The 26,994-nt window shown below is 66.3% G+C and carries 20 protein-coding genes; 12 read left to right on the forward strand and 8 right to left on the reverse strand.

Going from position 1 to position 26,994, the window contains the following annotated elements; genetic code table 11:
• Nucleotides 1-95: 95 nt before the first annotated feature.
• The 4 genes from ACQR1E_RS31165 (at nt 96) to ACQR1E_RS31180 (ending at nt 6,591) form a co-directional block, all read left to right on the forward strand.
• Nucleotides 96-935 (forward strand): aldo/keto reductase, encoded by an 840-nt coding sequence (locus tag ACQR1E_RS31165; protein ID WP_315754168.1) that lies wholly within the window; start codon nt 96-98, stop codon nt 933-935.
• A 195-nt stretch (nt 936-1,130) separates the two neighbouring features.
• Nucleotides 1,131-2,084 (forward strand): DMT family transporter, encoded by a 954-nt coding sequence (locus tag ACQR1E_RS31170; RefSeq protein ID WP_315715821.1) that lies wholly within the window; start codon nt 1,131-1,133, stop codon nt 2,082-2,084.
• A 267-nt stretch (nt 2,085-2,351) separates the two neighbouring features.
• Entirely contained in the window at nt 2,352-5,333 is a 2,982-nt protein-coding gene (locus tag ACQR1E_RS31175) for an autotransporter outer membrane beta-barrel domain-containing protein (protein ID WP_434897974.1), read from the forward strand.
• 85 nt (nt 5,334-5,418) lie between these two features.
• Complete coding sequence (locus ACQR1E_RS31180) at nt 5,419-6,591, forward strand: fumarylacetoacetate hydrolase family protein (protein ID WP_315715735.1); 1,173 nt, start codon at nt 5,419-5,421, stop codon at nt 6,589-6,591.
• A gap of 203 nt (nt 6,592-6,794) precedes the next feature.
• Here the strand turns inward: ACQR1E_RS31180 and ACQR1E_RS31185 are convergent, their stop codons facing one another.
• The 4 genes from ACQR1E_RS31185 to ACQR1E_RS31200 form a co-directional block, all read right to left on the reverse strand.
• Nucleotides 6,795-8,054, reverse strand: a complete 1,260-nt coding sequence (locus ACQR1E_RS31185) for a 2Fe-2S iron-sulfur cluster-binding protein (protein WP_315826404.1) — start codon at nt 8,052-8,054, stop codon at nt 6,795-6,797.
• Between the two features lie 55 nt (nt 8,055-8,109).
• Nucleotides 8,110-9,213: a ferredoxin gene (locus ACQR1E_RS31190; RefSeq protein WP_315715737.1), complete on the reverse strand. Its 1,104-nt coding sequence runs from the start codon at nt 9,211-9,213 to the stop codon at nt 8,110-8,112.
• Nucleotides 9,214-9,666: 453 nt separating this feature from the next.
• Nucleotides 9,667-10,041, reverse strand: a complete 375-nt coding sequence (locus ACQR1E_RS31195; protein ID WP_315715738.1) for a hypothetical protein — start codon at nt 10,039-10,041, stop codon at nt 9,667-9,669.
• A 508-nt stretch (nt 10,042-10,549) separates the two neighbouring features.
• The gene (locus ACQR1E_RS31200; RefSeq protein ID WP_315715739.1) at nt 10,550-11,011 is read right to left on the reverse strand and encodes an Lrp/AsnC family transcriptional regulator; all 462 of its coding nucleotides are present in this window, start codon (nt 11,009-11,011) and stop codon (nt 10,550-10,552) included.
• Nucleotides 11,012-11,152: 141 nt separating this feature from the next.
• Here ACQR1E_RS31200 and ACQR1E_RS31205 point away from each other — a divergent pair, with 141 nt between their 5' ends.
• Both ACQR1E_RS31205 and ACQR1E_RS31210 read left to right on the forward strand, forming a co-directional pair.
• The gene (locus ACQR1E_RS31205) at nt 11,153-13,522 is read left to right on the forward strand and encodes a transketolase (protein ID WP_315715740.1); all 2,370 of its coding nucleotides are present in this window, start codon (nt 11,153-11,155) and stop codon (nt 13,520-13,522) included.
• 490 nt (nt 13,523-14,012) lie between these two features.
• The gene (locus tag ACQR1E_RS31210) at nt 14,013-15,443 is read left to right on the forward strand and encodes an aldehyde dehydrogenase family protein (RefSeq protein ID WP_315754729.1); all 1,431 of its coding nucleotides are present in this window, start codon (nt 14,013-14,015) and stop codon (nt 15,441-15,443) included.
• 95 nt (nt 15,444-15,538) lie between these two features.
• Here ACQR1E_RS31210 and ACQR1E_RS31215 read toward each other — a convergent pair whose 3' ends face one another.
• Nucleotides 15,539-16,507 (reverse strand): SMP-30/gluconolactonase/LRE family protein, encoded by a 969-nt coding sequence (locus ACQR1E_RS31215; RefSeq protein ID WP_315715742.1) that lies wholly within the window; start codon nt 16,505-16,507, stop codon nt 15,539-15,541.
• 89 nt (nt 16,508-16,596) lie between these two features.
• Here ACQR1E_RS31215 and ACQR1E_RS31220 point away from each other — a divergent pair, with 89 nt between their 5' ends.
• Nucleotides 16,597-17,415, forward strand: coding sequence for an NAD-dependent epimerase/dehydratase family protein (locus ACQR1E_RS31220; RefSeq protein WP_315826402.1), 819 nt, complete (start codon nt 16,597-16,599; stop codon nt 17,413-17,415).
• 138 nt (nt 17,416-17,553) lie between these two features.
• Entirely contained in the window at nt 17,554-19,260 is a 1,707-nt protein-coding gene (locus ACQR1E_RS31225) for an IlvD/Edd family dehydratase (RefSeq protein WP_315826401.1), read from the forward strand.
• An 8-nt stretch (nt 19,261-19,268) separates the two neighbouring features.
• On the opposite strand, the gene ACQR1E_RS31230 is transcribed toward ACQR1E_RS31225, so the two are convergent.
• Nucleotides 19,269-20,054 (reverse strand): enoyl-CoA hydratase/isomerase family protein, encoded by a 786-nt coding sequence (locus ACQR1E_RS31230; protein ID WP_315826400.1) that lies wholly within the window; start codon nt 20,052-20,054, stop codon nt 19,269-19,271.
• 114 nt (nt 20,055-20,168) lie between these two features.
• Here ACQR1E_RS31230 and ACQR1E_RS31235 point away from each other — a divergent pair, with 114 nt between their 5' ends.
• Entirely contained in the window at nt 20,169-21,404 is a 1,236-nt protein-coding gene (locus ACQR1E_RS31235) for an NAD(P)/FAD-dependent oxidoreductase (protein ID WP_315826399.1), read from the forward strand.
• On the opposite strand, the gene rbsK is transcribed toward ACQR1E_RS31235, so the two are convergent.
• Together rbsK and ACQR1E_RS31245 are read right to left on the reverse strand one after the other, a co-directional pair.
• A complete protein-coding gene (gene rbsK, locus ACQR1E_RS31240; RefSeq protein WP_434897975.1) occupies nt 21,401-22,309 on the reverse strand; it encodes a ribokinase in 909 nt (302 codons plus the stop codon). The two genes, ACQR1E_RS31235 and rbsK, sit on opposite strands and share 4 nt — an antisense overlap.
• A 20-nt stretch (nt 22,310-22,329) precedes the next feature.
• Nucleotides 22,330-23,223, reverse strand: coding sequence for a sugar kinase (locus tag ACQR1E_RS31245; protein ID WP_315715822.1), 894 nt, complete (start codon nt 23,221-23,223; stop codon nt 22,330-22,332).
• A 205-nt stretch (nt 23,224-23,428) separates the two neighbouring features.
• On the opposite strand from ACQR1E_RS31245, the gene ACQR1E_RS31250 reads away from it, so the two are divergent.
• From ACQR1E_RS31250 to ACQR1E_RS31260, 3 genes are all read left to right on the forward strand, one after another.
• Nucleotides 23,429-24,688, forward strand: a complete 1,260-nt coding sequence (locus ACQR1E_RS31250) for a Glu/Leu/Phe/Val family dehydrogenase (RefSeq protein ID WP_315754716.1) — start codon at nt 23,429-23,431, stop codon at nt 24,686-24,688.
• On the forward strand, nt 24,685-25,533 hold the full coding sequence (locus tag ACQR1E_RS31255) for a VOC family protein (protein WP_316200519.1): 849 nt from the start codon (nt 24,685-24,687) through the stop codon (nt 25,531-25,533). The genes ACQR1E_RS31250 and ACQR1E_RS31255 overlap by 4 nt, the downstream gene beginning before the upstream one ends.
• A gap of 138 nt (nt 25,534-25,671) precedes the next feature.
• Nucleotides 25,672-26,613 (forward strand): NAD(P)H-binding protein, encoded by a 942-nt coding sequence (locus ACQR1E_RS31260; RefSeq protein ID WP_434897978.1) that lies wholly within the window; start codon nt 25,672-25,674, stop codon nt 26,611-26,613.
• The last annotated feature ends 381 nt before the right edge of the window (nt 26,614-26,994 follow it).

The following is a 26,994-nucleotide window of genomic DNA, read 5'->3' on the forward strand; positions in this document are numbered from 1 at the left end:
CCCCGGAATGACGTGGGTGTGGAGGCGTGTCAGATGCCTTGAGCAGGGAGGGCACCCAATCGACGCCGCGTGCCTCATTCTCTATGCTCGCCCGCATGAAGCACAAGACATTCGGAACCGGCGGCGGCGGCGTCTCCGTCATCGGGCAGGGCACCTGGTATCTCGACCACGCCGATCGCAGCCGCGCCATCGCCACCCTGCGGCGCGGCCTGGATCTCGGCATGAGCCACATCGACACCGCCGAGATGTATGGCGATGCCGAGCTCGTCATCGCCGAGGCCATCGCCGGCCGACGCGACGAGGTGTTCCTGGTGTCGAAGGTGCTGCCGAGCAACGCCTCGCGCAAGGGCACCGTCACCGCCTGCGAGCGCTCGCTGAAGCGGCTGAAGACCGACCGGCTCGACTGCTATCTCCTGCACTGGCCGGGCTCCTATCCACTCGCGGAGACGGTGGCGGCGTTCGAGGAGCTCAAGGCGGCCGGCAAGATCGCGTCCTGGGGCGTCAGCAACTTCGACGTCGACGATCTCGACGAATTGCTGGAGGTCGCAGGTGAGGGCAAGATCGCCTGCAACCAGGTGCTCTATCATCTGCAGGAGCGCGCCATCGAGCATGCCGTCATTCCGTGGTGCGGCCAGCATGGTGTTGCCGTGGTCGCCTACTCGCCGTTCGGCCATGACGACTTTCCGGAGCGCCGCGGCGCCGGCGGCGAAGTGCTGCAGCGGATCGCGGAGCAGCATGGTGCAACGCCGCGCCAGGTCGCGCTGGCCTTCCTGACGCGGGCGTCGTCGCTGTTCGCGATCCCCAAGGCGTCGCGGCCCGGGCATGCCGAGCAGAATGCGGCGGCCGGCGACATCGAGCTCACCGCGGCCGAGATCGCCGCAATCGATCGCGCCTTTCCGCGCGGGCCGAAGCCGCGTGGGCTGCCCATGCTGTAATGCAGCATCACGGAAAATTACGGATGTTTGCTATCCCGGCGCGTAGCAACGCATAAGTGCTGCCCGCTTCGATGGGTTGTCGCGGCGTCGCGATTGGCGTCTTGTCGCCACTCACCGAATCGTCCTGTTTCCAAACTTCCGAGTTCGACCGTGACCCCGCCACCGAGTGCGGCCGCCGCCGCGCGCCTCGACGACGTGCCGACATCCGTGCAGGAGAAGCCGCAGGCCACGCGCAAGCGCGCGCCCGCGCGCGCCGACCGGCCGTTCCGCGGCATCGCGCTGATCCTACTGTCGACCGTGTTCCTCGGCACCTCGGACGTCACCGCGAAGTATCTGTCGAAGACGCTGCCCTCGATCGAGATCACCTGGATCCGCTTCGTGGTATTCGCAGCGATCATGGTGCCGGCGATGATCCCGGGCTCGCCGCTGTTCGCGATGCGCACCGAGCAGCTCAAGTTCCAGCTGCTGCGCGGCGTTGCGCTGCTCGGCTCGTCGCTGATGTTCATCACCGGTTTACGCTATCTGCCGATCGCCGAGGCCTCCGCGACCGGCTTCGTCGCGCCGCTGTTCGTCACCGCGCTGTCAATCATCTTCCTCAGCGAGAAGGTCGGCCTGCGCCGCTGGGTCGCAACCGCGGTCGGGCTGTGCGGCGTGCTGATCATCCTCCGCCCCGGCACCGGCGCGTTCCATCTTGCCGCGCTGTTCCCGATCGTCTCGGCGTTCGCCTGGGCCTGCACGCTGATCATGACGCGGATGATGAGCGGCCGCGAGCACGCCATCACCATCATGACCTATTCCTCGATTGCCGGCGTCTGCGTGCTCACGGCAATCGTGCCGTTCGTATGGACCACGCCGTCCTGGCAGGACATCGGCTTCGGCGTGCTGGTCGGCGTCGCCTCGACCATGGGGCAGTGGATCGTGGTGCTGGCATTCCGCTATGCCGACGCCTCGGTGCTGGCGCCGTTCTCCTACACCCAGCTCCTGTGGGTCAGCATCCTCGGCTTCCTGGTGTTCGGCGAGGTGCCGGACGTCTGGACCATCGTCGGCGCCGCCTTCATCGTCTCCAGCGGCCTCTACACCGCCCATCGCGAGCGCGTCCGCCGCTCGCAACTGCTCCAGGTCGCCGGCGAGAGCTCGCCGAATCCGTGAGCCATCGGTCGCACGCCCCCGGGCCATTACGGGGGAGCGACTTTTTGGGTGGATGCGTTGCGTGTCCGCTACACCCACGATCAAACGCGTAACGCACTGATTTCAAACAAGAAACAGGAGCGCCGTCGATCTCGGCGGGCGCCGTGCGCCTGCTAGGTCTTGGATTGCATCACGGGGTGCAGAGCAAGATCGGGGGATTGCGTGCGGAGGCGGGTCGAAACGGCGGTGTGTCGGACGGCGCGGGCCGTGTGGGGCGCGCTGGGACTCATGCTCGGGCTCTGTGGGCTCGGGCTGACGACGTCGGCGCAGGCCCAGACCGACTACACCTGGGGCGGCACCGGCTCGTCCACCGCGACCTCCGACTACAATCTCTCGACCAACTGGAAGAGCCCGCCGGCCGGCGCGCCGCCGGCATCGAGCGGCCAGGAGGCGCTGTTCGGCGCCACCGGCGCATCGACCATCACGGTCACCGCGCCGATCAATCCGGATTCCTGGATCTTCCTCAGCAACGCCCAGTCCTATTCGATTGGCGGCGCCGACGTGAATTTCGGCGTCGCCGGCTCCGGCTGGGGCTTCATCAACAACGCCAATTCCGGCCAGACGATCACGATCGGCAACAATCTCGGCGAGACCGTTGCCGGCGTGCGCGCCGAGCTGCTCGGCAACAGCACCACCATCCTGCTCGGCACCAACTCCTATTCCGGCGGCACCTTCATCGGCAGCGTCGCGACGCTGCAACTCGGCGACGCCACCCACACCGCCCGCATCATCGGCGACGTTTCGAATTTCGGCATCTTCAACATCGTCAGGGCCGACACCTCCGGCATCACCTCGCTCACCAATGACGGCGGCACCACCAACTTCCTCGGCGCGAGCTCCGCCGGTGCGATGACGATCGTGAACCAGTCGATCGCCACGACCGCGTTCGGCGTCGCCGGCGGCACCGACACGGCCACGGCGGGGAACGCCGTGATCACCAACCATCAGGGCCGCACGCTGTTCAACGCCAACACCAGCGCCGGCAATGCGACGATCACGAACGATACGTTCAGCCTGCTGGCGTTCGTCAATGCCGCCACGGCCGCCAATGCGGTCATCACCAATGGCGGCAATTCGTACGTGATGTTCGGGATCGGCTTCGGCAGCGACACCCCGTCGGCCGGCAATGCCACCATCATCAACAACATGAACGGCCAGGTCCAGTTCAACGCCCATTCCACCGCGGCGAACGCGACCGTCACCACCAATGACGGCGGATCGACGCTGTTCTTCGATCACGCCAGCGCCGGCTCCGCCACGATCATCACCAATGATGGCGGCCGCACCCGCTTCCTCGACAATACGACCGGCGGCACCGCCCAGTTCGTCACCAATGGCACCGGCGTGGTCGATTTCTCCGGTAGCATGGGTGTCAATGGCGACGGCCGCATCACCGCCGGCTCGCTGGCGGGCTCCGGCAACTACTACATCGGCGCCTTCAACACACTGGTGGTCGGCGGCAACAATCTCTCCACCGAGGTCTCCGGCGTGATCGGCGACACCGATCCTTGCGGGTGCGGCACCATCGGCCCAGGCTCGCTGACCAAGGTCGGCAGCGGCAAGCTGATATTGTCCGGCATCAACACCTACACCGGCACGACCACGGTCGATGGCGGCATCCTCGCCGTCAACGGCGCCATCGCCGGCAGCAGCGTCACCGTGAATGCCGGCGGGAGGCTCGGCGGCAACGGCATCGTCGGCAGCACGCTGGTCAATGGCGGCGCGCTCGCGCCGGGCAATTCGATCGGGCTGCTCACCGTGCAGGGCAGCCTCGTGTTCACGGCGGCCGCGAGCTACATGGTCGAGGTGTCGCCGGCCAATGCCGACCGGGTCAATGTGACGGGCACCGCGACGCTAGGCGGCGCCACGGTGCAGGCGGCGTTCGCCCCTGGCAGCTATGTCAACAAGCAGTACACGATCGTCAACGCCGCCGGCGGCATCAGCGGCACCTTCAACACGCTGATCAACACCAACCTGCCGGCCAACTTCTCTTCGAGCCTGAGCTACGACGCCAACAACGTCTATCTGAACCTGACGCTCGGCACGGCCGGGACCAACACCAACCAGCAGAACGTCACGGACACCACGACCGGCTATTTCAACCGCACCGGCGGCATCCCGCTCGCTTTCGGCGCGTTGACCCCAGCCGGCCTGACACAGGCGTCCGGCGAGATCGCCACCGCCTCGCAGCAGGCGATGTTCGACTCGATGAAGATCTTCCTTGGCCTGATGACCGATCCCTTTGTCGCCGGGCGCAGCGCGAACGCATCCGGTCCGGCAGCGGCGTTCGCCGACGCAGGACAGGGCGCCGCGCCGCGCGATGCCTTCGCGCGCATGCCGGTGAAGGCCATACCGGCCCAGCGCTTCGACGAGCGCTGGAGCACCTGGGCGGCGCCGTTCGGCGGCGGCTCGTTCGCCGATGGCAACGCCGCGCTCGGCTCGAACAACGCCACGATCCGCGAGGTCGCCTTGGCCGCCGGCGCTGATTACATCGTGTCGCCGAGCTGGCTGGCCGGCTTCGCGCTGTCGGGCGGCGGCACCAGCTTCGGCGTCAATGGCGGCGGCAGCGGCCGCTCCGACCTGTTCCAGGCCGGCGCCTTCGCCCGCTATCGCATTGGTCCGGACTATCTCTCCGCGGCGCTCGCCTATGGCTGGCACGACGTGACCACCGACCGCGCCGTGACCGTCGCCGGCGTCGACCAGCTCCGCGCCCGCTTCGATGCGTCGGCCTATTCGGCCCGCCTCGAGGGCGGCCGCCGCTATGCCACGCCGTGGGGCGGGATCACGCCCTATCTCGGCGGCCAGGCGACGGCTTACGTGCTGCCGTCCTATGCCGAGCAGGTGCTCTCCGGCGCGGGCACCTTCGCGCTGAGCTATGCCGGCAAGACCGTGACGGATGCGCGCACCGAGCTCGGCGCGCGCGTCGACCGGTCGTTAGCGCTCGCCGACGGCATGCTGTCGCTGCGCGGCCGCGCCGCCTGGGCGCACAATTTCAACCCCGATCGCACCATGACCGCGGGCTTCCAGGCGCTGCCGGGCACGAGCTTCGTCGTCAACGGCGCCGCGCAGTCGCGCGACCTCGCGCTCACCACGGCCTCGGCCGAAATCGCCTGGCGCAACGGCTGGTCGGCGGCCGCCACCTTCGAAGGCGAATTCTCGTCCATCAGCCGCTCCTACGCCGGCAAGGGCGTGGTGCGCTACAGTTGGTGATCGCGCGACGTCGTGTGGCTTGGAGCCGGCGTGCACCGATGCTAGGGGTGCGCTGAGCAACAAGAACAACAGGGAGCACGACGCCATGATCAACCTGACGCCCGAGACCGTCCTGCCCGACGACGGCACCAGCGGCACGCTGGTTGGCCGGGTCTGGCGCCCCGACGTGGACGGACCGGCCGTGGTCGCGGTGCGCGATGACGGTGTTTATGACGTCACCTCGGCTTTCCCCACCGTCAGCGCGCTGTGCGAGCAGGATGATCCGGCGACGGCGCTACGCGGCATGGGCGGGCAGCGCATCGGCGACCTCGCCGCCATCCTCGCCAACACCCCGCCGGATCGCCGCGATCCGGCCAAGCCATGGCTGCTGGCACCGGTCGACCTGCAGGTCCTGAAGGCGGCCGGCGTCACCTTCGCGATCTCGATGCTGGAGCGCGTCATCGAGGAGCGGGCGCGCGGCAATCCGGCCTCGGCCGAGGCGATCCGGAAAGAGGTGGTGCGCCTGGTCGGCGACGATTTCTCCAAGCTGAAGCCCGGCTCCGACCAGGCGATGCACCTCAAGCAGGTGCTGATCGAGCAGAACGCCTGGAGCCAATATCTCGAGGTCGGCATCGGCCCCGATGCCGAGGTCTTCACCAAGGCGCCGACGCTGTCATCTGTCGGCACCGGCATGGATGCCGGGCTGCATCCGAAATCGACCTGGAACAATCCGGAGCCGGAGGTCGTGCTGGCGGTGTCGAGCCGCGGCCGGATCGTCGGCGCGATGCTCGGCAATGACGTCAACCTGCGCGACTTCGAGGGCCGCTCGGCGCTGCTGCTGTCGAAAGCCAAGGACAACAACGCCTCCTGCGCCATCGGCCCCTTGCTGCGCCTGTTCGACAAGACCTTCACGCTGGATGACGTCCGCAAAATGGACGTGGCGCTGAACGTGACCGGCAGCGACGGCTTCGTGCTCGACGGCCATTCCTCCATCAGCAAGATCAGCCGCGATCCGACCGACCTCGTCGCCCAGACCATCGGTGCCGTGCATCAATATCCCGACGGCTTCGCGCTGTTCCTCGGCACGATGTTCGCGCCCGTCAAGGATCGCGACGCACCGGGCCAGGGGTTCACCCACAAGCGCGACGACATCGTCACGATCTCGGCGCCTCAACTCGGTCGTCTCGTCAACCGCATGCGCAACAGCGACGAATGCGAGCCGTGGACGTTCGGCGTGGGTGCGCTGATGCGCAGCCTGGCGCGGCGGAAGCTGATCTGAGGCACGCAGCCTCCACACCCACGATGTCATTCCGGGGCGCGCGACAGCGCGAGCCCGGAATCCATACGCCGCAGCGCTCGTGAGGCAGACGGCCTGAGTTACGATCGCGCTCCATCACGCAGGCTGGTGGTTATGGACTCCGGGCTCGCTCGCTTCGCGAGCGCCCCGGAGTGACGGAGAGACTGGGGGGCTCCTGCGTCATCTCACACATGCCCCGAGGCCATCTGGCTGGCGGCGCGGCGCGGGCGCTCCTGCAGCGATGAGGCGTCGCCCAGCGCGCGCTCGCGCACCAGCGAGAGTGCGTGGTCGCGTTCGGCGGCCGTGCTGCGCCGTGGCTCCGACCGGCGCAGGCCCAGATCGTCGTCGATCGGATCCTTCGGCACCAGCGACAGCGCCCGCTCGAACGGATCGAGCGACGCGTCACGCCCCCTGCCGCCGTCACGGCCCGGCTCAGGCTCGGGCGGACGTCGCGCCACGAGCGTCTTGATGCGGCCGATCAGGCCGGATGGCGCTTCTGGTGGCGCGGAATCGAACGGGTCGGCATAGAACGTCGCGCCGGCCTTCTCGACCATCCCGGCGAGCGCGGTCACCATGCGCGGCGAGCCGCAGGCATAGACGACATCGGAGGCCGTCAGCGTCGGCATGTGCGGCTCGATCCGTCCGGTGCGGATCGAGGGATGATTGACCGGACCTTCCTCGACCGTCGGGATGATCGTGACGTTCGGCAGCCGCGCCAATTGCGCCAGGATCGGCGTCATGTAGAGCTGCGGCAGCTTCTTGGCGCCGGCGATGATCACCATCGGCCGGTTGCGGGACTCGCGCAGCGCCATCGCGGCGATCGCCCAGATCGGCGCGAAGCCGGTGCCGCTGCCGGCGAGGACGAGACGGCCGGTGCCGCCCGGGCGCAGGAACGCATGCCCATACGGCCCCTGGATGCGCAGCCGATGGCCGGGACGGATGCCGCTGCCGAGCGCCGTCGTGACGCGGCCGCCGCGCACGCGCTTGATGTTGAGATGGATGACGCGGCCGCCGATGCGGCCGTCGAACGACGCCGTTGGGCTGTAGGCGCGTGCCGGATAGCCGTTGAAGGTGAACTTGAAGTACTGCCCGGGCAGATAGCTGATGCTCTTCTCCGGAGCGATCATCAGCTCCATGATGTCGGGCGCGACCTCGCGCAGGCCGACCAGCCGCGCCTTGCTGGTGTCGATTTCCGGCACGTCCTCCAGCTCGACGTCGAGATCGGAGACGACGCGCGCCTGGCAGGCATAGATCATGCCCTGCGTATGCGTCTCGCCGCACACCGTCTGGCCCTTGGAGACGTGAACCATGCAGGTGCCGCAGGTGCCGGCGCGACAGTCGAACGGAATCTCGACGCCGTTGGCGAGCGCGCCATCGAGCAGCACGTCACCCGCGCGGACGCGGAACTGGCGGCCCTTGACGGTGACGGTCCTGAAGTTCGACATGGTTCACTCCTCGATCGGATACGCTGTGACGATGGTGGGATGAGACCGCGGGGATTCACGCCTTGCCGGGCGACACGCGGATGAGATTCTTGTTGGCGGTGCTCTCGAACCGGCTCGACCAGTAGTTCGACGCCATCACCGGCCGCTTCAGCCAGCTCACCTTCGGCGAACGCAGCACCAGGAACCAGAAGAAGAACGGCGTCGTGATGAGATGCGAGACCAGCGGAAACCAGTCCGGCAGCAAGGATGCCGGGCCGGGCAGGCGATACCAGTAGTAGGTGCTGATCGCGGCCGCCGCGAAGATGCGATGCATCCGGGTGCGGGCGGCGGGCCTGTAGCGCAGGATGTGCTCGCCGACCCTGAAGACGACGTAGCTGACGAGCGCGGCGCCCAGCGGCCACACATAGGCGGTGATGATCGCGGCCTGGTCGACCTGCTGCGGCGGATAGTCCGGCACTTGATACCAGCCCCAGACGAAGCCGGGGAAGCTGCCGATCAGGAAGTTGCCGAGGAACTGCTGGACTTTGGTGGGCACGCCCGCCGTCGGCGTCAGCTCGGGCGTGGAGTCGGGACACGGATTGCTGCAGGCCTCGCAGATGTTGCAGCGGGCATTCTTGAAGGTCAGGGCGGGGTTGGTGCCGTAGAGCCGCTCGACGGGGTGGATCGGACACAGCGAGGTGCACCAGCCCGAGCGCATTTCGAACACAGAGCCCATCGCGAACGCCATGACCGCGGCCGACAGCAGCATGACCGCCGTCAGCGGACCGTCGACATTGAGTCCGATTCGTCGCATCGGCACGACGATGAAAAGAAGCGTCACGCTGATCACCGCGAGCGTCGCCGCGCCCCATTCCGGCATCCGGATGTTCTGCGAGATGCCCATCTTGTTCGGCAGCAGATGGAATGTCGCCATTGGACAGATGTTGCGCCACAGGCCGGGCGAGATCGTCACCAGCGCGGGCGCGATCGGAATCAGGAGATTCCACATCAGGGCGATGCCGAGGGGAGGGAAGAACAGCAGCAGGTTCACCAGCAGCACGCCGACGACCAGCATGACCGTCTGCATCGTCAGCCAGAATCGCCGCTCTGCCCGTCCGGTGCTGCGGCTGCCGGCCTGTGCGGCCGGCTGATACCTGGCGGGAGCCACCTTCACCGCCACGTGCGCGAGCGGCCGGGCATCTCGATGTTGCGAAGCGTAGTCGTGTCGGGGCGAACGTTGAGCGCTGTTGTTCTGCATTGCTTTCCAGGACGCGAGTTGGTCTTCACGATCGCGCCGACGTCACGTTCACAGGCGCGGAGTTGTTAGTCCCGCAATCCCTGTGACTTCGTGTCGCAGCGCATGCTGTGACGCAGAATCTGACGGCGAGATGTGGCGCTTTTTGACGGCCAATATGGACGTCCCTGGGCCATGCTGCGGTCGGCCTGCGGCCGTTTGATCTGGATCAAATCGAGGAACATCAAGGATTTGATCGGGGGCTGGAGCAGTTTTTCCAGATCGTTTGATCTGGATCAATGACGGCCTCGGCTGTGACGTAGTTCGGGCGTGATCAGGGCAGTGCGCAGATGATTTCGACGCTGCCATAACGACCCGACGGGCAAATCAGATCGCGCGCTAAAATCCTGTCCAGCCGTCAGGCAAAAAATAAATCGCTTGCCGATTTCGTATAATCAGCATTACAGTCCAGCCCGTTCCGTTGCGTCGGAGGGGACGTATCGCGGTCGTCATGGACGTCGGCAGCGGAATGCGATGGGCGTGTGTCGTTGCAGCGTGATCATTCGCGCCGACGAACAATGATGCACGCACGGTCAAGTCGCGCGGTCCTGGCACCCCGATGCTGGTGTCGCCGCGGCGGCGCGCGGACAGCGCGTCGTCGCGCACGGTGGCCAAAAGCCGGCGCACCGGGGAGAACGCGAAGCAGCCGTCAAAACCATCGCGCAGGGAGGGCCGGGCGTCTTCGGCCAGACCTGTGGTACCTGCCGCCTGCATTTTTTCCGCAGGCGGGCCACGGGCGCGGCCAGCGCCCGGCCTTCCCTGCGCCCTTCACGTCATAAGGGCGATGATATCGGCATCACCCGGACGCAACGCGCCGCGGGAGTGAGAACGCATGTGACCATCCCGGTCGGCAAATCCGATGACACAACAAAGGTCGTTATTCCGGGACGCGTCGCGCAGCGGCGCGGGCCCGGAATCCATACGCACGATCGTGGTTATGGATTCCGGGCTCGCCCTGCGGGCGCCCCGGAATGACGGCGCAGGGAGAGGGGCTCATGCGAGGTCTCTCATGGCCGAGCGCCAGAGATGGCCGAAAGTCTCGCTTGGCTCTCCGCCGTCGTCCCGGACAAGCGTGCGCAGCACGCGCAGATCCGGGACCCATAACCCCAGGGAGATGTTGTTGCGCACGATGTTGGACCAGTCGTTCTTCGCAACGTCTGCCGCGGAGTATGGGTCCCTGCGTTCGCAGGGACGACAGCTGAGGTCGTGGCGATGGCCTGCCTCACACCGGCAGCGCGATGGAGTACTTCACCTGGCTCAGCGCAAAGCTCGATTCGATCGAGGCGATGCCGTCGAGGCGGGTCAGCTTGCTCTTCAGGAACGCCTCATACGACGACAAATCAGCCGCCACCACGCGCAGCAAATAGTCGCGATTTCCCGTCATCAGATAGCATTCCAGCACCTCGGGCCAGGCCGAGATCGCCTTTTCGAAGCGCTTGAGGTCCTCCTCCTTCTGCCGCGCGAGCTTGATGGAGATGAAGACGGACACGTGCAGCCCGAGCGCCTTCTGGTCGACGGTCGCGAGATAGCGGGTGATGACGCCGCGCTCCTCCAAGAGCTTGACGCGGCGGTGGCAGGGCGAGACCGACAGCCCGACCTTGTCGGCGAGCTCCTGCATGGTGATGCGGCCGTCGGCCTGGAGATGGCCGAGGATCTTGCGGTCGATGGCGTCGAGCTCGGGCATTGGGATAAAATCGCTCAAAGTGGATTCTGAATGGGAAAATATCTCAACAATCGGCAACTGCACGCGAAAAATTGAGAATTATGGCCGGTGCGACAGGATTAAAATCGGCGAATCCAACAAGGCCCCGGGGAGCAGCGCGCCATGGCCACGCCATCCGCATCGTCAGACCGTCTCGACATCCTGAACGCGCTGACCCGCAAGGCGCTGTGGCTGTCGTCCTGGACCATCCATCACGCCAACCACATCCGGCCGAACACCGACGGCCTGAAGGTCGGCGGCCACCAGGCCTCCTCCGCCTCGCTCGCGACCATCATGTCGGCGCTGTACTTCTCGGTGCTGCGCCCGGAGGACCGCGTCGCGGTGAAGCCGCATGCGAGCCCCGTCTTCCATGCCATCCAATATCTGTTCGGCCGGCAGACGCGCGAGAAGCTGGAGAATTTCCGCGGCTTCAAGGGCGCGCAATCCTATCCGTCGCGCACCAAGGATGTCGACGATGTCGACTTCTCGACCGGCTCGGTCGGCCTCGGCGTCGCGCAGACTTTGTTCTCCTCGCTGGTGCAGGACTACGTACACGCGCATGGCTGGATGAAGGGCCGCCGCGAGGGCCGCATGATCGCGCTGGTCGGCGACGCCGAGATGGACGAGGGCAATATCTTCGAGGCCCTGGCCGAAGGCTGGAAGCACGGCCTGCGCAACACCTGGTGGATCGTTGACTACAACCGCCAGAGCCTGGACGCCGTCGTGCGCGAGGGCCTGTGGGAGAAGTTCGAAACCATGTTCCGCAATTTCGGTTGGGACGTGGTGATCGTGAAATACGGCCGGCTGATGCGCGAGGCGTTTGCCGAACCCGGCGGCGAGGCGCTGCGGCGCTGGATCGATAACTGCCCGAACGCGCTTTATGCGGCGCTGTGCTTCCAGGGTGGGGCTGCCTTCCGCAAGCACATCCAGGACGAGATCGGCGATCAGGGCGACGTGACCCGGCTGCTCGACAAGCGCACCGACGACGAGTTGCTGGCGCTGATGAGCAATCTCGGCGGCCACGACATGGCCAGCATGCTTGATGCCTTCGAGTCCATCGACCACGACCGCCCGGTGTGCTTCATCGCCTATACCATCAAGGGCGTCGGCCTGCCGTTCCAGGGCCACAAGGACAATCACGCCGGCCTGATGACCGTCGCCCAGATGGAGAAGTGGCGCGCGCAGCAGAACATTCGCCCGGGCCATGAGTGGGACAAGTTCGAGGGACTGACGCAGGATGCTTCGACGCTGGAGTCGTTCCTCGCGTCGGTGCCGTTCAATCGCGATGGCCGCCGGCTCGATGATGCGGTGTTCGACGTGCCGGAGCGGCTGACCTTCACCGCGGCGGCGCAGATGTCGACGCAGCAGGGCTTTGGCCTGATCCTCAACGATCTCGCCCGCAGCGACACCGCGCTGGCCTCGCGCATCGTGACCTCGTCGCCCGACGTCACCGTCTCGACCAATCTTGGCGCCTGGGTCAACCGCCGTGGCCTGTTCGCCCGCGCGGAGAAGGCGGATTTGTTCCGCAGCGAGAAGATCCCGTCGACCTTCAATTGGGCGGCCTCGCCGAAGGGCCAGCATATCGAGCTGGGGATCGCCGAGATGAACCTGTTCATCATGGCCTCGGCGCTTGGCCTGTCGCACGCCATCAACGGCGCGCGGCTGCTGCCGGTGGTCACCTTGTACGATCCCTTCATCGAGCGCGGCCTCGATGCGCTGAACTACGCCTGCTATCAGGATGCGCGTTTCATGGTGGCGGCCACGCCGTCGGGCGTGACCTTGGCGCCGGAGGGCGGCGCGCATCAGTCGATCGCGACACCGTTGATCGGCATGGCGCAGGACGGGCTGTCGTCGTTCGAGCCGGCCTTCGTCGACGAGCTCGCCGCGATCATGAAATGGGGCTTTGCCCACATGCAGCGCGAGGCAGGCGAGGGCGGCTCGCTCTATCTGCGGCTGTCGACGCGCACCATCGATCAGCCGCAGCGGATCATGACGCCGGAGCTGGAATCCGACATCGCCGCCGGCGCCTATTGGCTGCGCAAGCCGGGACCGAATGCCGAGGTGATCGTCGCCTATACCGGCGCGGTCGCGCCGGAGGCGATCGAGGCCACCGGCCTGATCGGCGAGTCCCGCCGCGACGTCGGCCTGCTCGCGATCACCTCGGCGGACCGGCTGCATGCCGGATGGACGGCGGCGCGCAGCCTGCGGCGGCATCGGCGCGGTGTGCAACATCTCAGCCACATCGAACAACTGCTGGCGCCGCTGCCGCGCGATTGCGGCATCGTCACCGTGATCGACGGCCATCCGGCGACGCTCGGCTGGCTCGGCTCGGTGCGCGGCCATCGCGTCGAGGCGCTGGGGGTTGAGAAATTCGGCCAGACCGGGACGATCGACGACCTCTATCGCCACAATGGGATGGACGCCAACGCGATCATCGATGCGGCCGAGAGCCTCACTGGCGCGCCGGTCCGGCATCGCAAGATGGCAGTGTGAGGGCGGGCCAAGAACGGGGACGCCGTCTCCCTCACCTGGATGAAGGAGACGGCGTCGCAACTTGGATCAAATGTCTACGTACTGAAAGGCTGCGCAATAAGAACTGGCGAAAATATCGGTTCTGAAATCTTATCCGGCGTCCTTTCGAGATGCCGGGATGTCTATGAAGAGGAGATTAGCCAGAGCGATCGAACGGCGATGTGAAGCAGTTCACATCTTGGAAATGAATCTTCGACGGCGGGAATTCTGCCATCCGGAATGATGGCGATCTGGAGGGGGCGAAGGGGACACGCGGTTGCTGCGATGCAAAATGGAGCGGCGACGAAACGCAGGCCGGTCGGCTTGCGCCGGTCGCGGCCTTGCTCCTATATCCGCGGGACGCAACCCCGGTCCCCGCATGTGGCGGGTTCATCCCGCGGATCGCGCGTGCCAGGATGCCGGCCGCGTGCTGCCGCCCCCTCCAGATGCTTCCACGTGAAGAGGTTTTCCGATGGTCAATCGCCTGCAATTCTACATCGACGGCGCCTGGGTCGATCCGGTCGTCAAGAAGTCCACCCAGGTCATCAATCCGGCGACCGAGGAGGCGATGTACGAGGTTGCGCTGGGCTCCAAGGCCGATGTCGACAAGGCCGTCGCCGCCGCCAAGCGCGCCTTCGAGACCTTCTCACAGACCTCGCGCGAGGAGCGCGTCGCGCTGCTCGAGAAGATCATCACGATCTACAAGGGCCGCATGAAGGAGATCGGCGCCGCCGTCTCCGACGAGATGGGCGCGCCGCTGCCGATGGCGGAGAAGCTGCAGGCCGGCGCCGGCCTCGGCCATCTGATGTCAACGCTCGACGTGCTGAAGAAGTATGAGTTCGAGGAGACGCTGCCTGCGTCCGTGGTGGTGCGCGAGCCGGTCGGCGTGGTCGGCATGATCACGCCCTGGAACTGGCCGCTGAACCAGATCGCCTGCAAGGTCGCGCCGGCGCTGGCCGCGGGCTGCACCATGATCCTGAAGCCGTCGGAATTCACTCCGACCTCGGCGCTGATCTTCGCCGAGATCCTGCATGAAGCCGGCGTGCCGAAGGGCGTGTTCAACCTGATCAACGGCCTCGGGCCGGAGGTCGGCGCTGCGATGAGCGAGCATCCGGACATCGACATGATCTCGTTCACCGGATCGACCCGCGCCGGCATCGACGTCGCCAAGCGCGCGGCGCCGACCGTGAAGCGCGTCAGCCAGGAACTCGGCGGCAAGTCGCCGAACGTGATCCTGGAGGGCTCCGACCTGGTGAAGGCAGTGACCGGCGGCGTCATGCATATGTTCAACAACTCCGGCCAGTCCTGCAACGCGCCGTCGCGCATGATCGTGCCGGCCGCGCGCATGAAGGAAGTCGCTGCCATCGCGAAGGGCGTCGCCGACAAGACCAAGGCGGGTGACCCGCGCGGCGAGGGCACCACGATCGGCCCGGTCGTCAATCGCGGCCAGTGGGACAAGATCCAGGCCCTCATCAATAAGGGTATCGAGGAGGGCGCGACCCTCGTCGCCGGCGGCCCGGGCCTGCCGGAGGGCGTCAACAAGGGCTTCTATGTGCGGCCGACCATCTTCGCCGACGTCAAGCCTGAGATGACGATCTCGCGCGAGGAAATCTTTGGACCAGTGCTCGTGATCATCGGCGCCAAGGACGAGAACGAGGCGGTGCGTATCGCCAACGACACGCCCTATGGTCTTGCCGGCTATGTCACGGCCCCGACGATCGAGAAGGCCCGCGAGGTCGGCCGCAAGATCCGCGCCGGCAACGTCAACCTGCAGGGTGTCCCGAACGACCGCACCGCGCCGTTCGGTGGCTACAAGCAGTCCGGCAACGGCCGCGAATGGGGCCGGTTCGGTCTCGAGGAGTATCTCGAGGTCAAGGCCATCGCGGGCTACAACGCGGCTTGATTGGTCTCCGTCATTGCGAGCGCAGCGAAGCAATCCAGGGGCCGGGAAGGAAGTCTGGATTGCTTCGTCGCTTCGCTCCTCGCAATGACGGCCAATTATCCCCCCAGCGCGCCCTGCGTGTTGACGTAGAGCGCGTAGATCGACTGGCTGGCGGCCATGAACAGCCGGTTGCGCTTGAGGCCGCCAAAGCAGAGGTTGGCGCAGCGCTCGGGCAAGGCGATGCGGCCGATCGGGGCGCCGTCGGGCGCGAACACCATGACGCCATCGAGTTCGGGCGAGCCCATCCCCCAGCCGCACCAGAGATTGCCGTCGACGTCGCAGCGCATGCCGTCCGGCGTGCCCGGACCGGCATCGATGTGGACGCGCTTGTTGGCGAGCTTGCTGCCATCGGCGGAGACGTCATAGGCGAGGATCTTGCGGTTCGGTACGCCGCGGGATTCGACGATGTAGAGGATGGATTCATCGGGCGAGAAGCACAGCCCGTTCGGTCCCAGCACGCCCTCGGCGACGATGGTCGCCCGGCCCGTGGCCGCGTCGATCCGGTACACGTTGGCGTCGATCTCGGACTCGGCCTTGTAGCCCTCGTAATTGCCGAGCAGGCCGAAGGTCGGATCTGTGAACCAGATCGAGTCGTCCGATTTGACGACGACGTCGTTTGGCGAGTTCAGCCGCTTGCCGTCGAAGGAGTCGATCAGCACGGTGATGGAGCCGTCATACTCGGTCCGCGTGACGCGGCGGCCACCGTGCTCGCAGGTGACGAGACGGCCCTGGCGATCCCGGGTGTTGCCATTGGCGAAATTGGAGGGCTTGCGAAACACCGAGACCGCGCCGCTTTCCTCCTCCCATTTGAGGATGCGCTGGTTGGGGATATCGCTGCACAACAGATAGCGCCCGTCGCCGAACCACACTGGCCCCTCCGCCCAGCGCAGGCCCGTCGCCAGCCGCTCCACGGCCGAGAGCTTGAGCCAGTATTTCTCGAAGCGCGGATCCAGCGCCTGGATCGCCGGATCGGGATAGAAGGTGGCAGGGCGCCAGCCCTGCGCGTGAGCGTTTCCGTCGGACATTTGGCCGGTCCTGTTATTGCGCGGTTGCGATCTCTGCTATCATTGGCCCGCCACAACCGCAAACCTGCGGACCCAACACGAGGGATGAAATGCCACGTATCTTGATGACCGGTGCGAGCGGTGGAATCGGCACTTCCTTGCGGAAGCTGCTGCCGCCGATCTATCCGGACCTTCTGCTCAGCGACCTGAAACCGCCTGCCGATCTTTCCAGCCAGGAGACCTTCAAGGCGGCCAATCTTGCCGACCTCGCCCAGGTCGAGGCGCTGTGCGAAGGCGTCGACGGCATCATCCATTTCGGCGGCTATTCGGTCGAGGGACCGTGGAACGACATCCTGCAGGCCAACATCATCGGCGGCTACAACCTGTTCGAGGCGGCCCGCCGCAAGGGCGTCAAGCGCGTGGTGTTCGCGTCGTCGAACCATGCGGTCGGCTTCTACCCGCGGCACCGCAAGATCGACAATGAGGTGCAGCCGCGCCCCGACGGCCGCTACGGCGTCAGCAAGGTGTTCGGTGAGGCGGTCGGCTCGCTCTATGCCGACAAGCATGGGCTGAAGGTGACCTGCATCCGCATCGGCAATTTCGGCGACAAGCCGCTCGACAAGCGCCGGCTGTCGATCTGGCTCAAGCCGGAAGATCTGGTGCAACTTTGCCGCATCGGCCTCGAGCATCCCGACATCCATTTTGAAGTGCTCTATGGCGCATCGCTGAACGAGCGCGCCTGGTGGGACAACCAGCGTGCCTATGACCTCGGCTATCGCCCGACCGGCCGCGCGGAGGATTTCCGCGAGCACGCCTTGGCCGAGCAGGCCAAGCTGCCCGCCGATCCGATCGGCGACTATTTCCAGGGCGGCGCGTTCTGCACCACTGAGTTCGACGGCGACACCAGCCGGATCATCGACTGGGGTTGATCCGACCTCGTCATTCCGGGGCGCGTCCGCAGGACGCGAACCCGGAATCTCGATGTGAGAGCGCAAGACAATGTCTGGATTCCGGGTTCGCGCTTCGCGCGCCCCGGAATGACGTTGAGAATGAAAGAAGAGAAGACCATGACCGATGGATTGCGCAAGGGACTGACCGCTTACGGCGATGCCGGCTTCTCGCTGTTCCTGCGCAAGGCCTTCATCAAGGCGGCCGGCTATTCGGACGACGCGCTCGATCGCCCGATCGTCGGCATCACCAACACCTACAGCGACTACAATCCGTGCCACGGCAACGTGCCGCAGATCCTGGAGGCGGTGAAGCGCGGCGTCATGCTGTCGGGCGCGATGCCGTTCGTGTTTCCGACCATCTCGATCGCCGAGAGTTTTGCGCATCCGACCTCGATGTATCTGCGCAATCTGATGGCGATGGAAACCGAGGAGATGATCCGCGCGCAGCCGATGGATGCGGTGGTGGTTATCGGCGGCTGCGACAAGACCCTGCCCGCGCAGATCATGGCTGCGGTGTCGGCCGATCTGCCGACGGTGGTCATTCCGGTCGGGCCGATGGTGGTCGGGCATCACAAGGGCGAGGTGCTCGGCGCCTGCACCGACTGCCGACGTCTCTGGGCGAAGTATCGCGCCGGTGAGATGGACGGCAGCGAGATCGACGCAGTCAACGGCCGGCTCGCTCCTTCGGTCGGCACCTGCATGGTGATGGGCACGGCCTCGACAATGGCCTGCATCACCGAGGCGCTCGGACTGTCCTTGCCGATGAGCGCGACCATCCCGGCGCCGCATGCCGAGCGCTTCCGCTCGGCCGAGGCCAGCGGCCGGGTCGCGGCCGAGATGGCCAAGGTGAAGGGACCGAAGCCGAGCGAACTGCTGACCCCTGCGGCGTTCCGGAATGCGCAGGTGGTGCTGCAGGCGATCGGCGGCTCGACCAACGGGCTCGTGCATCTCACCGCCATCGCCGGCCGGACGCCGCATAAAATCGACCTCGATGCATTCGACAGCATCGGTCGCGAGGTGCCGGTGCTGGTCGATCTCAAGCCGTCCGGCGATCACTACATGGAGCATTTCCATCACGCCGGTGGCGTGCCAAAGCTGATGAAGCAGCTCGGCGATCTCATCGATCTCGATTGCCGCTCGATCACCGGCCAATCGCTGCGCGACATCGTGGCCGCCGCCGAGGACGTGCCGGGGCAGGACGTGATCCGCGCGCGCGACGACGCGATCAAGCCGGAAGGCGGCCTTGCCGTGCTGCGCGGCAATCTGGCGCCGCGCGGCGCGGTCATCAAGCATTCGGCGGCAAGCCCCAAGCTGCTGCAGCACACCGGGCGCGCCGTCGTGTTCGAGTCGATCGAGGACATGACCTTGCGGGTCGATGCTCCCGATCTCGACGTCTCGGCCGACGACGTCCTGGTGCTGCGCAACGCCGGGCCGAAAGGCGCACCCGGCATGCCGGAGGCGGGGTACCTGCCGATCCCGAAGAAGCTCGCGCGCGGCGGCACGAAGGACATGGTGCGCATCTCCGATGCGCGCATGAGCGGCACCGCCTTCGGCACCATCGTGCTGCATATCACCCCGGAGTCCGCGGTTGGAGGCCCGCTGGCGCTGGTGCGGAGCGGCGACATGATCCGGCTCGATGTTCCCAAGCGCAGCATCGACCTGCTGGTCGACGACGCCGAGTTGGACCGGCGTCGCGCTGCGCTGAAGCAAGCCGCAACGCCCGAATGGGCGGAGCGCGGCTATGCGCATCTCTTCCATGAAACGATCCTGCAGGCCGACGACGGCTGCGATTTCGATTTCATGCGCCGGAAAGGGAAGGGGTGAGCGCAGTCCTACTTTCCCTTGCTGGTGAACCGCTTCACGGCGGCGCGGAATTCATCCGTGTGCATGCAGTTGATGATGGCATCGCGCTCGGCGGCGAGCTGGTCTTCGACCGAGCTGGTTGGCGCGCGATGGATCAGCGCCTTGGTCGCCGCGATCCCCGCCGGCACATTCTGCGCCAACCGCTGCGCCAGCGCGTCGGTGGCTGCCGCGAGCTCGGGGGCGGGGACGACTTTCGCGACCAAGCCCCATTCACGGGCCTGCGCGGCCGTGAAGCTGTCCTCCGCCAGGAAGATCTGCAGCGCCCGCCTGATGCCCACAGTGGCGACCACGCCAACTGTACCGCCGCCGTCGGGCGACACGCCGAGCTTGGCATAGGCCGGCGTGAAGCGCGCGTCCTCGGCGGCAATGCAGAGGTCGGCGGCGAAGGCGAGCGACATCCCCGCGCCGGCGGCGGAGCCGTGCACGCTCGCCAGCACGATCTTGGGCATGCGCCGCAGGCTCGCGATGAAGGCATGGTAGTGATGCAGCAGTTCGCTGACGACAGGCGTGATGGCGTCGGCCTCGGCGGCAGCGCCGATCGTCTGCAGGTCGCCGCCGGCGCTGAAGGCGCGGCCTTCGCCTTTCAGGATCAGCACGCGGATGGTGTCGTCGGCCTCGACCTGGGCCGCAAGCAGCTCCAAGCGCTTCGCAATCGCAAGGTTGATGGCGTTGAACGCTGCCGGGCGGTCGAGCGTGATGGTCGCGATCGGACCTTCGATGCTCAGGCGGGCAGGTTCCGCTACGGCGTCCGACATTCATACCTCCCGGGGCGTGGCTTTTGTTGCCGCATTTAAACCGTACGGCGGGACCGGTGACAATGCCGGACAAGTCTGCCAAAACCCGGTTCCGTCGGCGTGGACAATGACAGAATGGGGCAGGGTGCAGTGACGAAGGGACCGGTGGTGATCGTGGGTGCGGGGCATGCGGGATTCCAGCTCGCGACCTCGCTGCGTCAGGCAGGCTTTGCCGATCCGATTCATCTGATCAACGACGAGTCGCATCTGCCGTATCAGCGCCCGCCGCTGTCGAAGGCGTATCTGAAGGGCACCGGCGGTCCCGAGACCCTGATGTTCCGACCGCAGAAGTTCTACGCCGACCAGACCATCGATCTCGTCTACGATCGTGCCGTCGCTGTTCAGCGCGATCAGCGCCGGGTGCTGCTCGCCTCCGGTAGGACGCTCGACTATGGGCACCTCGTGTTCGCGACCGGTGCGCGCAACCGGCTGCTCGACATTCCCAACGCCAATCTCCCAGCGGTGCGCTATCTGCGCATTCTCGACGACAGCGAAGCGCTGCGAGGCTTGCTCGCCGATGCCAAGCGGGCCGTCGTCATTGGCGCCGGCTTCATCGGTCTTGAATTCGCCGCGACTGCGCGGATCAAGGGCCTCGAGGTCGACGTGCTCGAGCTCGGCGCTCGGGTGATGGCGCGGGCAGTGACCGCCGAAATCTCGGACTACTTCCAGAAGCAGCATGCGGAAGCCGGCGTGCGCATCCATCTCGGCGTGCAGGCCACCAGCATCGAGGCCGACGGCAACAAGGTCACCGGCGTCAGCCTCAGCGATGGTCGGCACATCCCCGCTGACCTCGTCGTGGTCGGCGTCGGCGTGCTGCCGAATGTCGAGCTCGCCGCCGAGGCTGGATTGCAGGTCGCCTCCGGCATCGTCGTCGACGAATATCTGCTCACCAGCGATCCGCACATCTCGGCCATCGGCGACTGCGCCCTGTTCGTCAGCCAGCGCTTCGGCGGGACGCTGCGGCTGGAGTCGGTGCAGAACGCCACCGATCACGCCCGCTGCGTCGCGGCGCGGCTGACGGGCGACGTCAAGCCCTATGACGGACAGCCGTGGTTCTGGAGCGACCAGGGCAATGACAAGCTCCAGATCGCGGGGCTCACCACCGGCTATGACCAGGTCGTTCTGCGCGGTGACCCGGCGCAAAAGGCGTTCTCCGCGTTCTGTTACAAGGAGGGCCGACTGGTCGGCATCGAGTCGGTCAACCGCGCCGGCGACCATATGTTCGGCCGCAAGTTGCTGGCTGCGGGCGGCACCTTGGATGCAGCCAAGGCCGCTGATCCCAGCTTCGACCTGAAGAGCGCTCTGGCCTAGAGCCACGCGCGAACCTCCTCCTCGGTCGGCATCGACGGGCCGGCGCCCATGCGCTGCACCGAGATCGAGGCGGCGACGTTGGCATAGCCGATCGCATCCGCGATATCAGCGCCCTGCGACAGCCGCGCGGCGAGCGCACCGACGAAGCAGTCGCCGGCACCGGTGGTGTCGACGGCCTTCACCGCGCGGCCTTCGACCAGCCGGGCCTCGGCACCAGAAACCGCGACCGCGCCACGCGCGCCGAGCGTGACGCAGACCGTCTGGTCGTCGCGAGGCTTGAGCGCGCGAACCGCCTCATTCACCTGCTGCGGCGTCGGCGCGTCGCCGAGCTCGATGCCGGCCAGGAAACCGAGCTCGGTTTCGTTGAGCACGAGGACATCAACCAGCGCAAACAGCGGGCTGTCGAAGGCGCTCGCGGGGGCGGGGTTGAGGATCGTGGTGGCGCCGGCCGCTTTGGCACGCTGGAAGAACGCGACAATCGTCGCTTGCGGGATCTCGAACTGGCTGACGGCCACGTCTCCCGAGCCAAGAGACACCCGCGCCACATCGTCGGCGCTGACCTCGGCGTTGGCGCCTGATATCACCACGATCGTGTTGTCGGCCTTGGCCAGCGTGATGATCGCGGTGCCGGTCGACGCGCTGGCGCTGTCCTTCACGGCGGTGAGATCGATGCCCTGAGCCGTGAGAAATGCGCGCAACTGCTCCCCGAAGGCGTCGCGACCGAGCCGGCCGATCAGCGCCGTCGGCACGCCGAGCTTGGCCGCGGCGACGGCCTGGTTCGCTCCCTTGCCGCCCGGAAAGTACATCACCGACCGGCCGGCGACGGTCTCGCCGATGCGCGGATGGCGCTCGGCCGCCGCCACCACATCCATGTTGATGCTGCCGGCGACGACGACCCGCCCCATCCGCCTGCTCCCCACAACCGCTAGACGCGAGCCTCGAATTCCTGCCGGACCAGCTCGATATCGGCGAGCGTCGGCAGGCCGGCCTCGTTGCCGAGCTTCTGGATCTTGAACGTCGAGGCCGCGCGGGCGAACTCGAAATGCTCCTTCCAGCCCTTCGCAGGATTGGCGAGGTACGAATACACATAGGCGCCATGGAAGACGTCGCCGGCGCCGTTGGTGTCGATCACGCGCTCGCGCGGGATCGGATAGGCGGGCAGCGTATGCACGGCGCCGACCTCGTCATACCAGAGCAGGCCCTTTTCGCCCTGGGTGACGCCGCCGATGCGGCAGCCGCGGCTCTTCAGGTAGTCGAGCATCTTCTCCGGCGTGAGGTCCATCTGCTCGCACAGCCGCTCGGCCACGATCGCGACGTCGATATATTCCAGGAGCTCATGGGTGTTAGTGCGCAGGCCGCCGCCGTCCAGCGAGGTCAGGATGCCGGCCTCGCGGCACAGCTTGGCATAATGCAACGCCGCGTCGGGCTGGTGGCCGTCGACATGCAGCGCCTTGCAATTGCCGAGATTGAGCAGCGGGAACGGGTGGATATGCGCATCGTCGCGGCAGCGCACGATGGCGCGCTTGCCGTCCTTCGGCATGATGAAGGACAGCGAGGAGGCATTGACCTTCCGGGGATGGACGGAGATGCCGTATTTCGCGGTCATGTCCTGGAACATCCGCCCGAGCCAGTCATTCGCGACGGTGGCGATCAGGTCGGGCACGATGCCGAGCTTGGCGCAGCAAAATGCCGCAGTCACCGCATTGCCGCCGAACGAGACGGCATAGTCGGATGCCACGTGCTTCTCGTCCCCCGTCGGCATGTGGTCGGTGATGAACGTCACGTCGATGTAGGTCTGTCCGATGAAGAGGGCCTGCATTGCCATTTCTGTCTCACTAAGGGGTGATCGCGGCCCCGGCGCCGCAGATTAGCAAGCGGTCAAAGCGGATCAACGCTGAAATTCTTCGCCAAATCGTCACCTTGGTGGTTGAGATCGGCCGTCTGCTACCGGTGGCCCCCTGCCGCCGGCGCTCGGGTCGCGCTATGGTTGCCGGCCTGCAGAAGCGCAGATTCGGGAGTGGAATATGACTGTCTATGCGGGTCCGGTCTTCGAGATGGCCACCAATCAGTTCAACGTGATCGCCGACCACCTTGGCATCCCAGCCGACGAGCGGGACCGGCTGCTCTTGCCGAAGCGGGCGATCACCGTCTCGTGTCCGATCCACAAGGATGACGGCACGATCGCGGTCTATGAAGGCTACCGGGTCCAGCATCTGCTGACGATGGGGCCGACCAAGGGCGGCACGCGGTTCGCTCCGACGGTCGACATTGGCGAGGTCGCCGCGCTCGCGATCTGGATGAGCTGGAAATGCGCGTTGGTCGGGTTGCCCTATGGCGGCGCCAAGGGCGGCATCAACGTCGATCTCTCCAAACTGTCGAAGCGCGAGCTCGAATCGCTGTCGCGCCGCTATATGCAGGAGATGATCCCGTTCGTCGGCCCGCATACCGACGTGATGGCGCCCGACATGGGCACCAACGAGCAGGTGATGGCGTGGTTCATGGACACGTATTCCATGTACCAGGGGCAGACGGTGATGGAGATCGTGACCGGCAAGCCGGTGTTCTCCGGCGGCACGTTGGGGCGCCGCGAGGCGACCGGCCGCGGCGTCGCCCATGTGTCGAGGCGGGTGATGGATGAGCTGGGCATCGACCCGACCAAGTCCACCGCGGTCGTGCAGGGCTTTGGCAATGTCGGCTCGTATGCCGCGCTCGGCTTCCACCAGATGGGCATGAAGGTGATTGCGGTCAGCGATCACACCGGCGCCCTCCATGATCCGCGCGGCCTCGACATCCCGGCCTTGATGGCGCACGCCGCCAGGCACGGCAGCATTGCCGGCTTCTCCACCGAGCTCGCCTTCGATCCGCGGGAGATCCTGACCCTGGCCTGCGACATCCTCGTGCCGGCCGCGGTCGAGCGGGTGATCGACGCCAAGGTGGCGGCGAACCTGAAATGCCGCGTCATTGCGGAAGCCGCCAACGGCCCGACCACGCCGGATGCCGATCTGGTGCTCGACCAGCGCCGCAACGAGATCTTCCTCATTCCCGACATTCTCTGCAATTCCGGTGGCGTCATCGTCAGCTATTTCGAATGGGTGCAGGACCTGCAGCAGCTGTTCTGGGAGGAAGAGGAGGTGATGCGCAGGGAGTACCAGATCCTTGACCGTGCCTTCGAGCGCATGCTGACGCGCGGCAAGACCGACGGCATCTCCCACCGGACCGCGGCGATGGCGATCGGCGTGGAGAAGGTGCGCGCCGCCAAGAACTCGCGAGGGCTGTTTCCGTGATCACCGGCCTCGACCACGTCGTCGTCCTGCTGCAGGACATCCAGGCCGGCAGCGCCGCGTTCGAGACGCTGCTGGCGCGCAAGCCGTCCTGGCAGAATTCGGGCGAGGGCGCCGATCGCGTCCTGTTCACGCTCGACAATATGAGCCTGGAGCTGATGGCGCCGGCGGGCCAGGGCGTGGCCGCCGACCGCATCCGCAACGTGATCAAGATCTGGGGCGAGGGGCTCGCCAGTATCTGCTTCGCCACCGGCGATATCGGCAAGATGCATCGGCGGCTCGAGCGGGTCGCGCTGAAGCCGGATCCGATTGCCGAGGTCGACAGCACCGACCGCATCTCGGGCCAGACGCTGCATTGGAAGCGCACCCGCGCCATGACCGATCTCACGCGTGGCGTGCGCATGTTCTTCCTCGAGCTCGCCGAGCCGCGCCCGCCGTCCGCCAAGACCGCCGATACGGCCGTGCTCGGCCTCGACCATATCGTGATCTCGACCGAGGATCCCGAACGCGCCGCCGCGCTCTACGGCGCGCGGCTCGGCCTCGACATGGCGCTCGACCGCAGCCATCAGGAATGGGGCCAGTTGATGTTCTTCCGCTGCGGCGACCTGATCGTCGAAGTGGTGAAGCGGCCGGTCGCCGGCAACGACAAGGCCCATGACAAGCTGTGGGGCCTGAGCTGGCGCGTCGCCGACATCGAGGCGACGCGCGCGCGGCTGCTCGCCGCCGGCCTGCAGGTCTCCGAGCCGCGCGCCGGCCGCAAGCCGGGCACACGGGTGATGAGCCTGTACAGCGGCACCTGCGGCATCCATACGCTGATCCTCGAGAAGACGCCGCGCGCGGCGCGGTGAGGTCGAAGCGGAGCCGACGGCGTCATGGGCCAGCCGCCCGTGATATAGGTCGGAACGGCATTCGGAGTCTTTGCCACGCCGATGATCTCTCCTTCCGAACCGGCTCCCGCCACTGTGTCCCGTCCACGCCGCGTCTTCATGCTTGGCGCGACGGGAACGATCGGCCGTGCCACGGTACGCGCGCTCGTCGCGCGCGGGCACGAGGTGGTCTGCTTGGTGCGTCCGCGCCATGACGCCGTGAAGATCGCGGGCGCCACCGTCAGGACGGGGGATGTCACCGATCCCGCCTCCCTCGCACGTGACGGCTTTGGCGGTGAGCGGTTCGACGCCGTGGTGTCCTGCATGGCCTCGCGGACCGGCGTGCCCAGGGATGCCCAGGCGATCGACTACCAAGCCCATGTGAACGTGCTGGATGCCGCGCGGAGTGCCGGTGTGAGTCACTTCGTCCTGCTGTCCGCCATCTGCGTGCAGAAGCCGCTGCTGGCGTTTCAGAGGGCCAAGCTGGCGTTCGAAGCGCATCTGATGGAGCAGGGGCTGACCTACTCGATCGTCCGCCCGACCGCGTTCTTCAAGTCGCTGTCGGGACAGGTCGCGCGGGTGAAGCAGGGCCGGCCCTATCTGGTGTTCGGCGACGGCCGGTTGACGGCGTGCAAGCCGATCAGCGACGGGGACCTCGGCGACTATTTGGCCGGATGTCTCGATGACGAGCGCCGCTGGAACCGGGTGCTGCCGATCGGCGGCCCAGGCCCCGCCATCACGCCGATCGAACAGGGCGAGCATCTGTTCGCGCTGCTCGGACACAAGCCGCACTTCCGGCACGTCCCGGTGGCGCTGCTCGATGTCATCATCGGCGGGCTCGATGTCGCCAAGCGGATCGTGCCGTCGCTGGCCGACAAGGCGGAGCTCGCCCGCATCGGCCGCTACTACGCGACCGAATCCATGCTGGTGCTCGATCCCGCCACCGGCCGCTACGACGCCGACGCCACGCCGTCGACCGGATCGGAGACGCTGTTCGACTACTACGCCAGGCTGATCCGCGGCGAGGCGACCGCCGAGCGCGGCGATCACGCTGTGTTTTAACCTCGATCTCTCCGCGTCATTGCGAGGAGCGCAAGCGACGAAGCAATCCAGAGTCGCGGGCGCGGCCCTGGATTGCTTCCGCCGTCGCCCTTCGGGCTTTGGCGGACAGGTCGCTTCGCTCGCAATGACGGAGAGATGAGACATGCGGTCTTCTTCTCGCGGCGCGTTTCGCGTCCGAGCTTTACCGTTCGTCCTGCCCTCTTCGAGAAGAGGGCACGGGGAATGCCGGGCGCTGGCCGCACCCATGGCCCGCCTGCGGAAAAAATGCAGGCGGCAGGAACCACAGGTTCAGCCGAGAACACCCGGCGGGCTCAATCGGTGGTCGCAACACCAAGTGTTTTCATTCGTGACAGCAGCTCGTCAAGCGCTTCTGCTGGAGTT

This window comes from Bradyrhizobium sp. HKCCYLRH1030 (assembly GCF_051168395.1).
Lineage (GTDB): Bacteria > Pseudomonadota > Alphaproteobacteria > Rhizobiales > Xanthobacteraceae > Bradyrhizobium.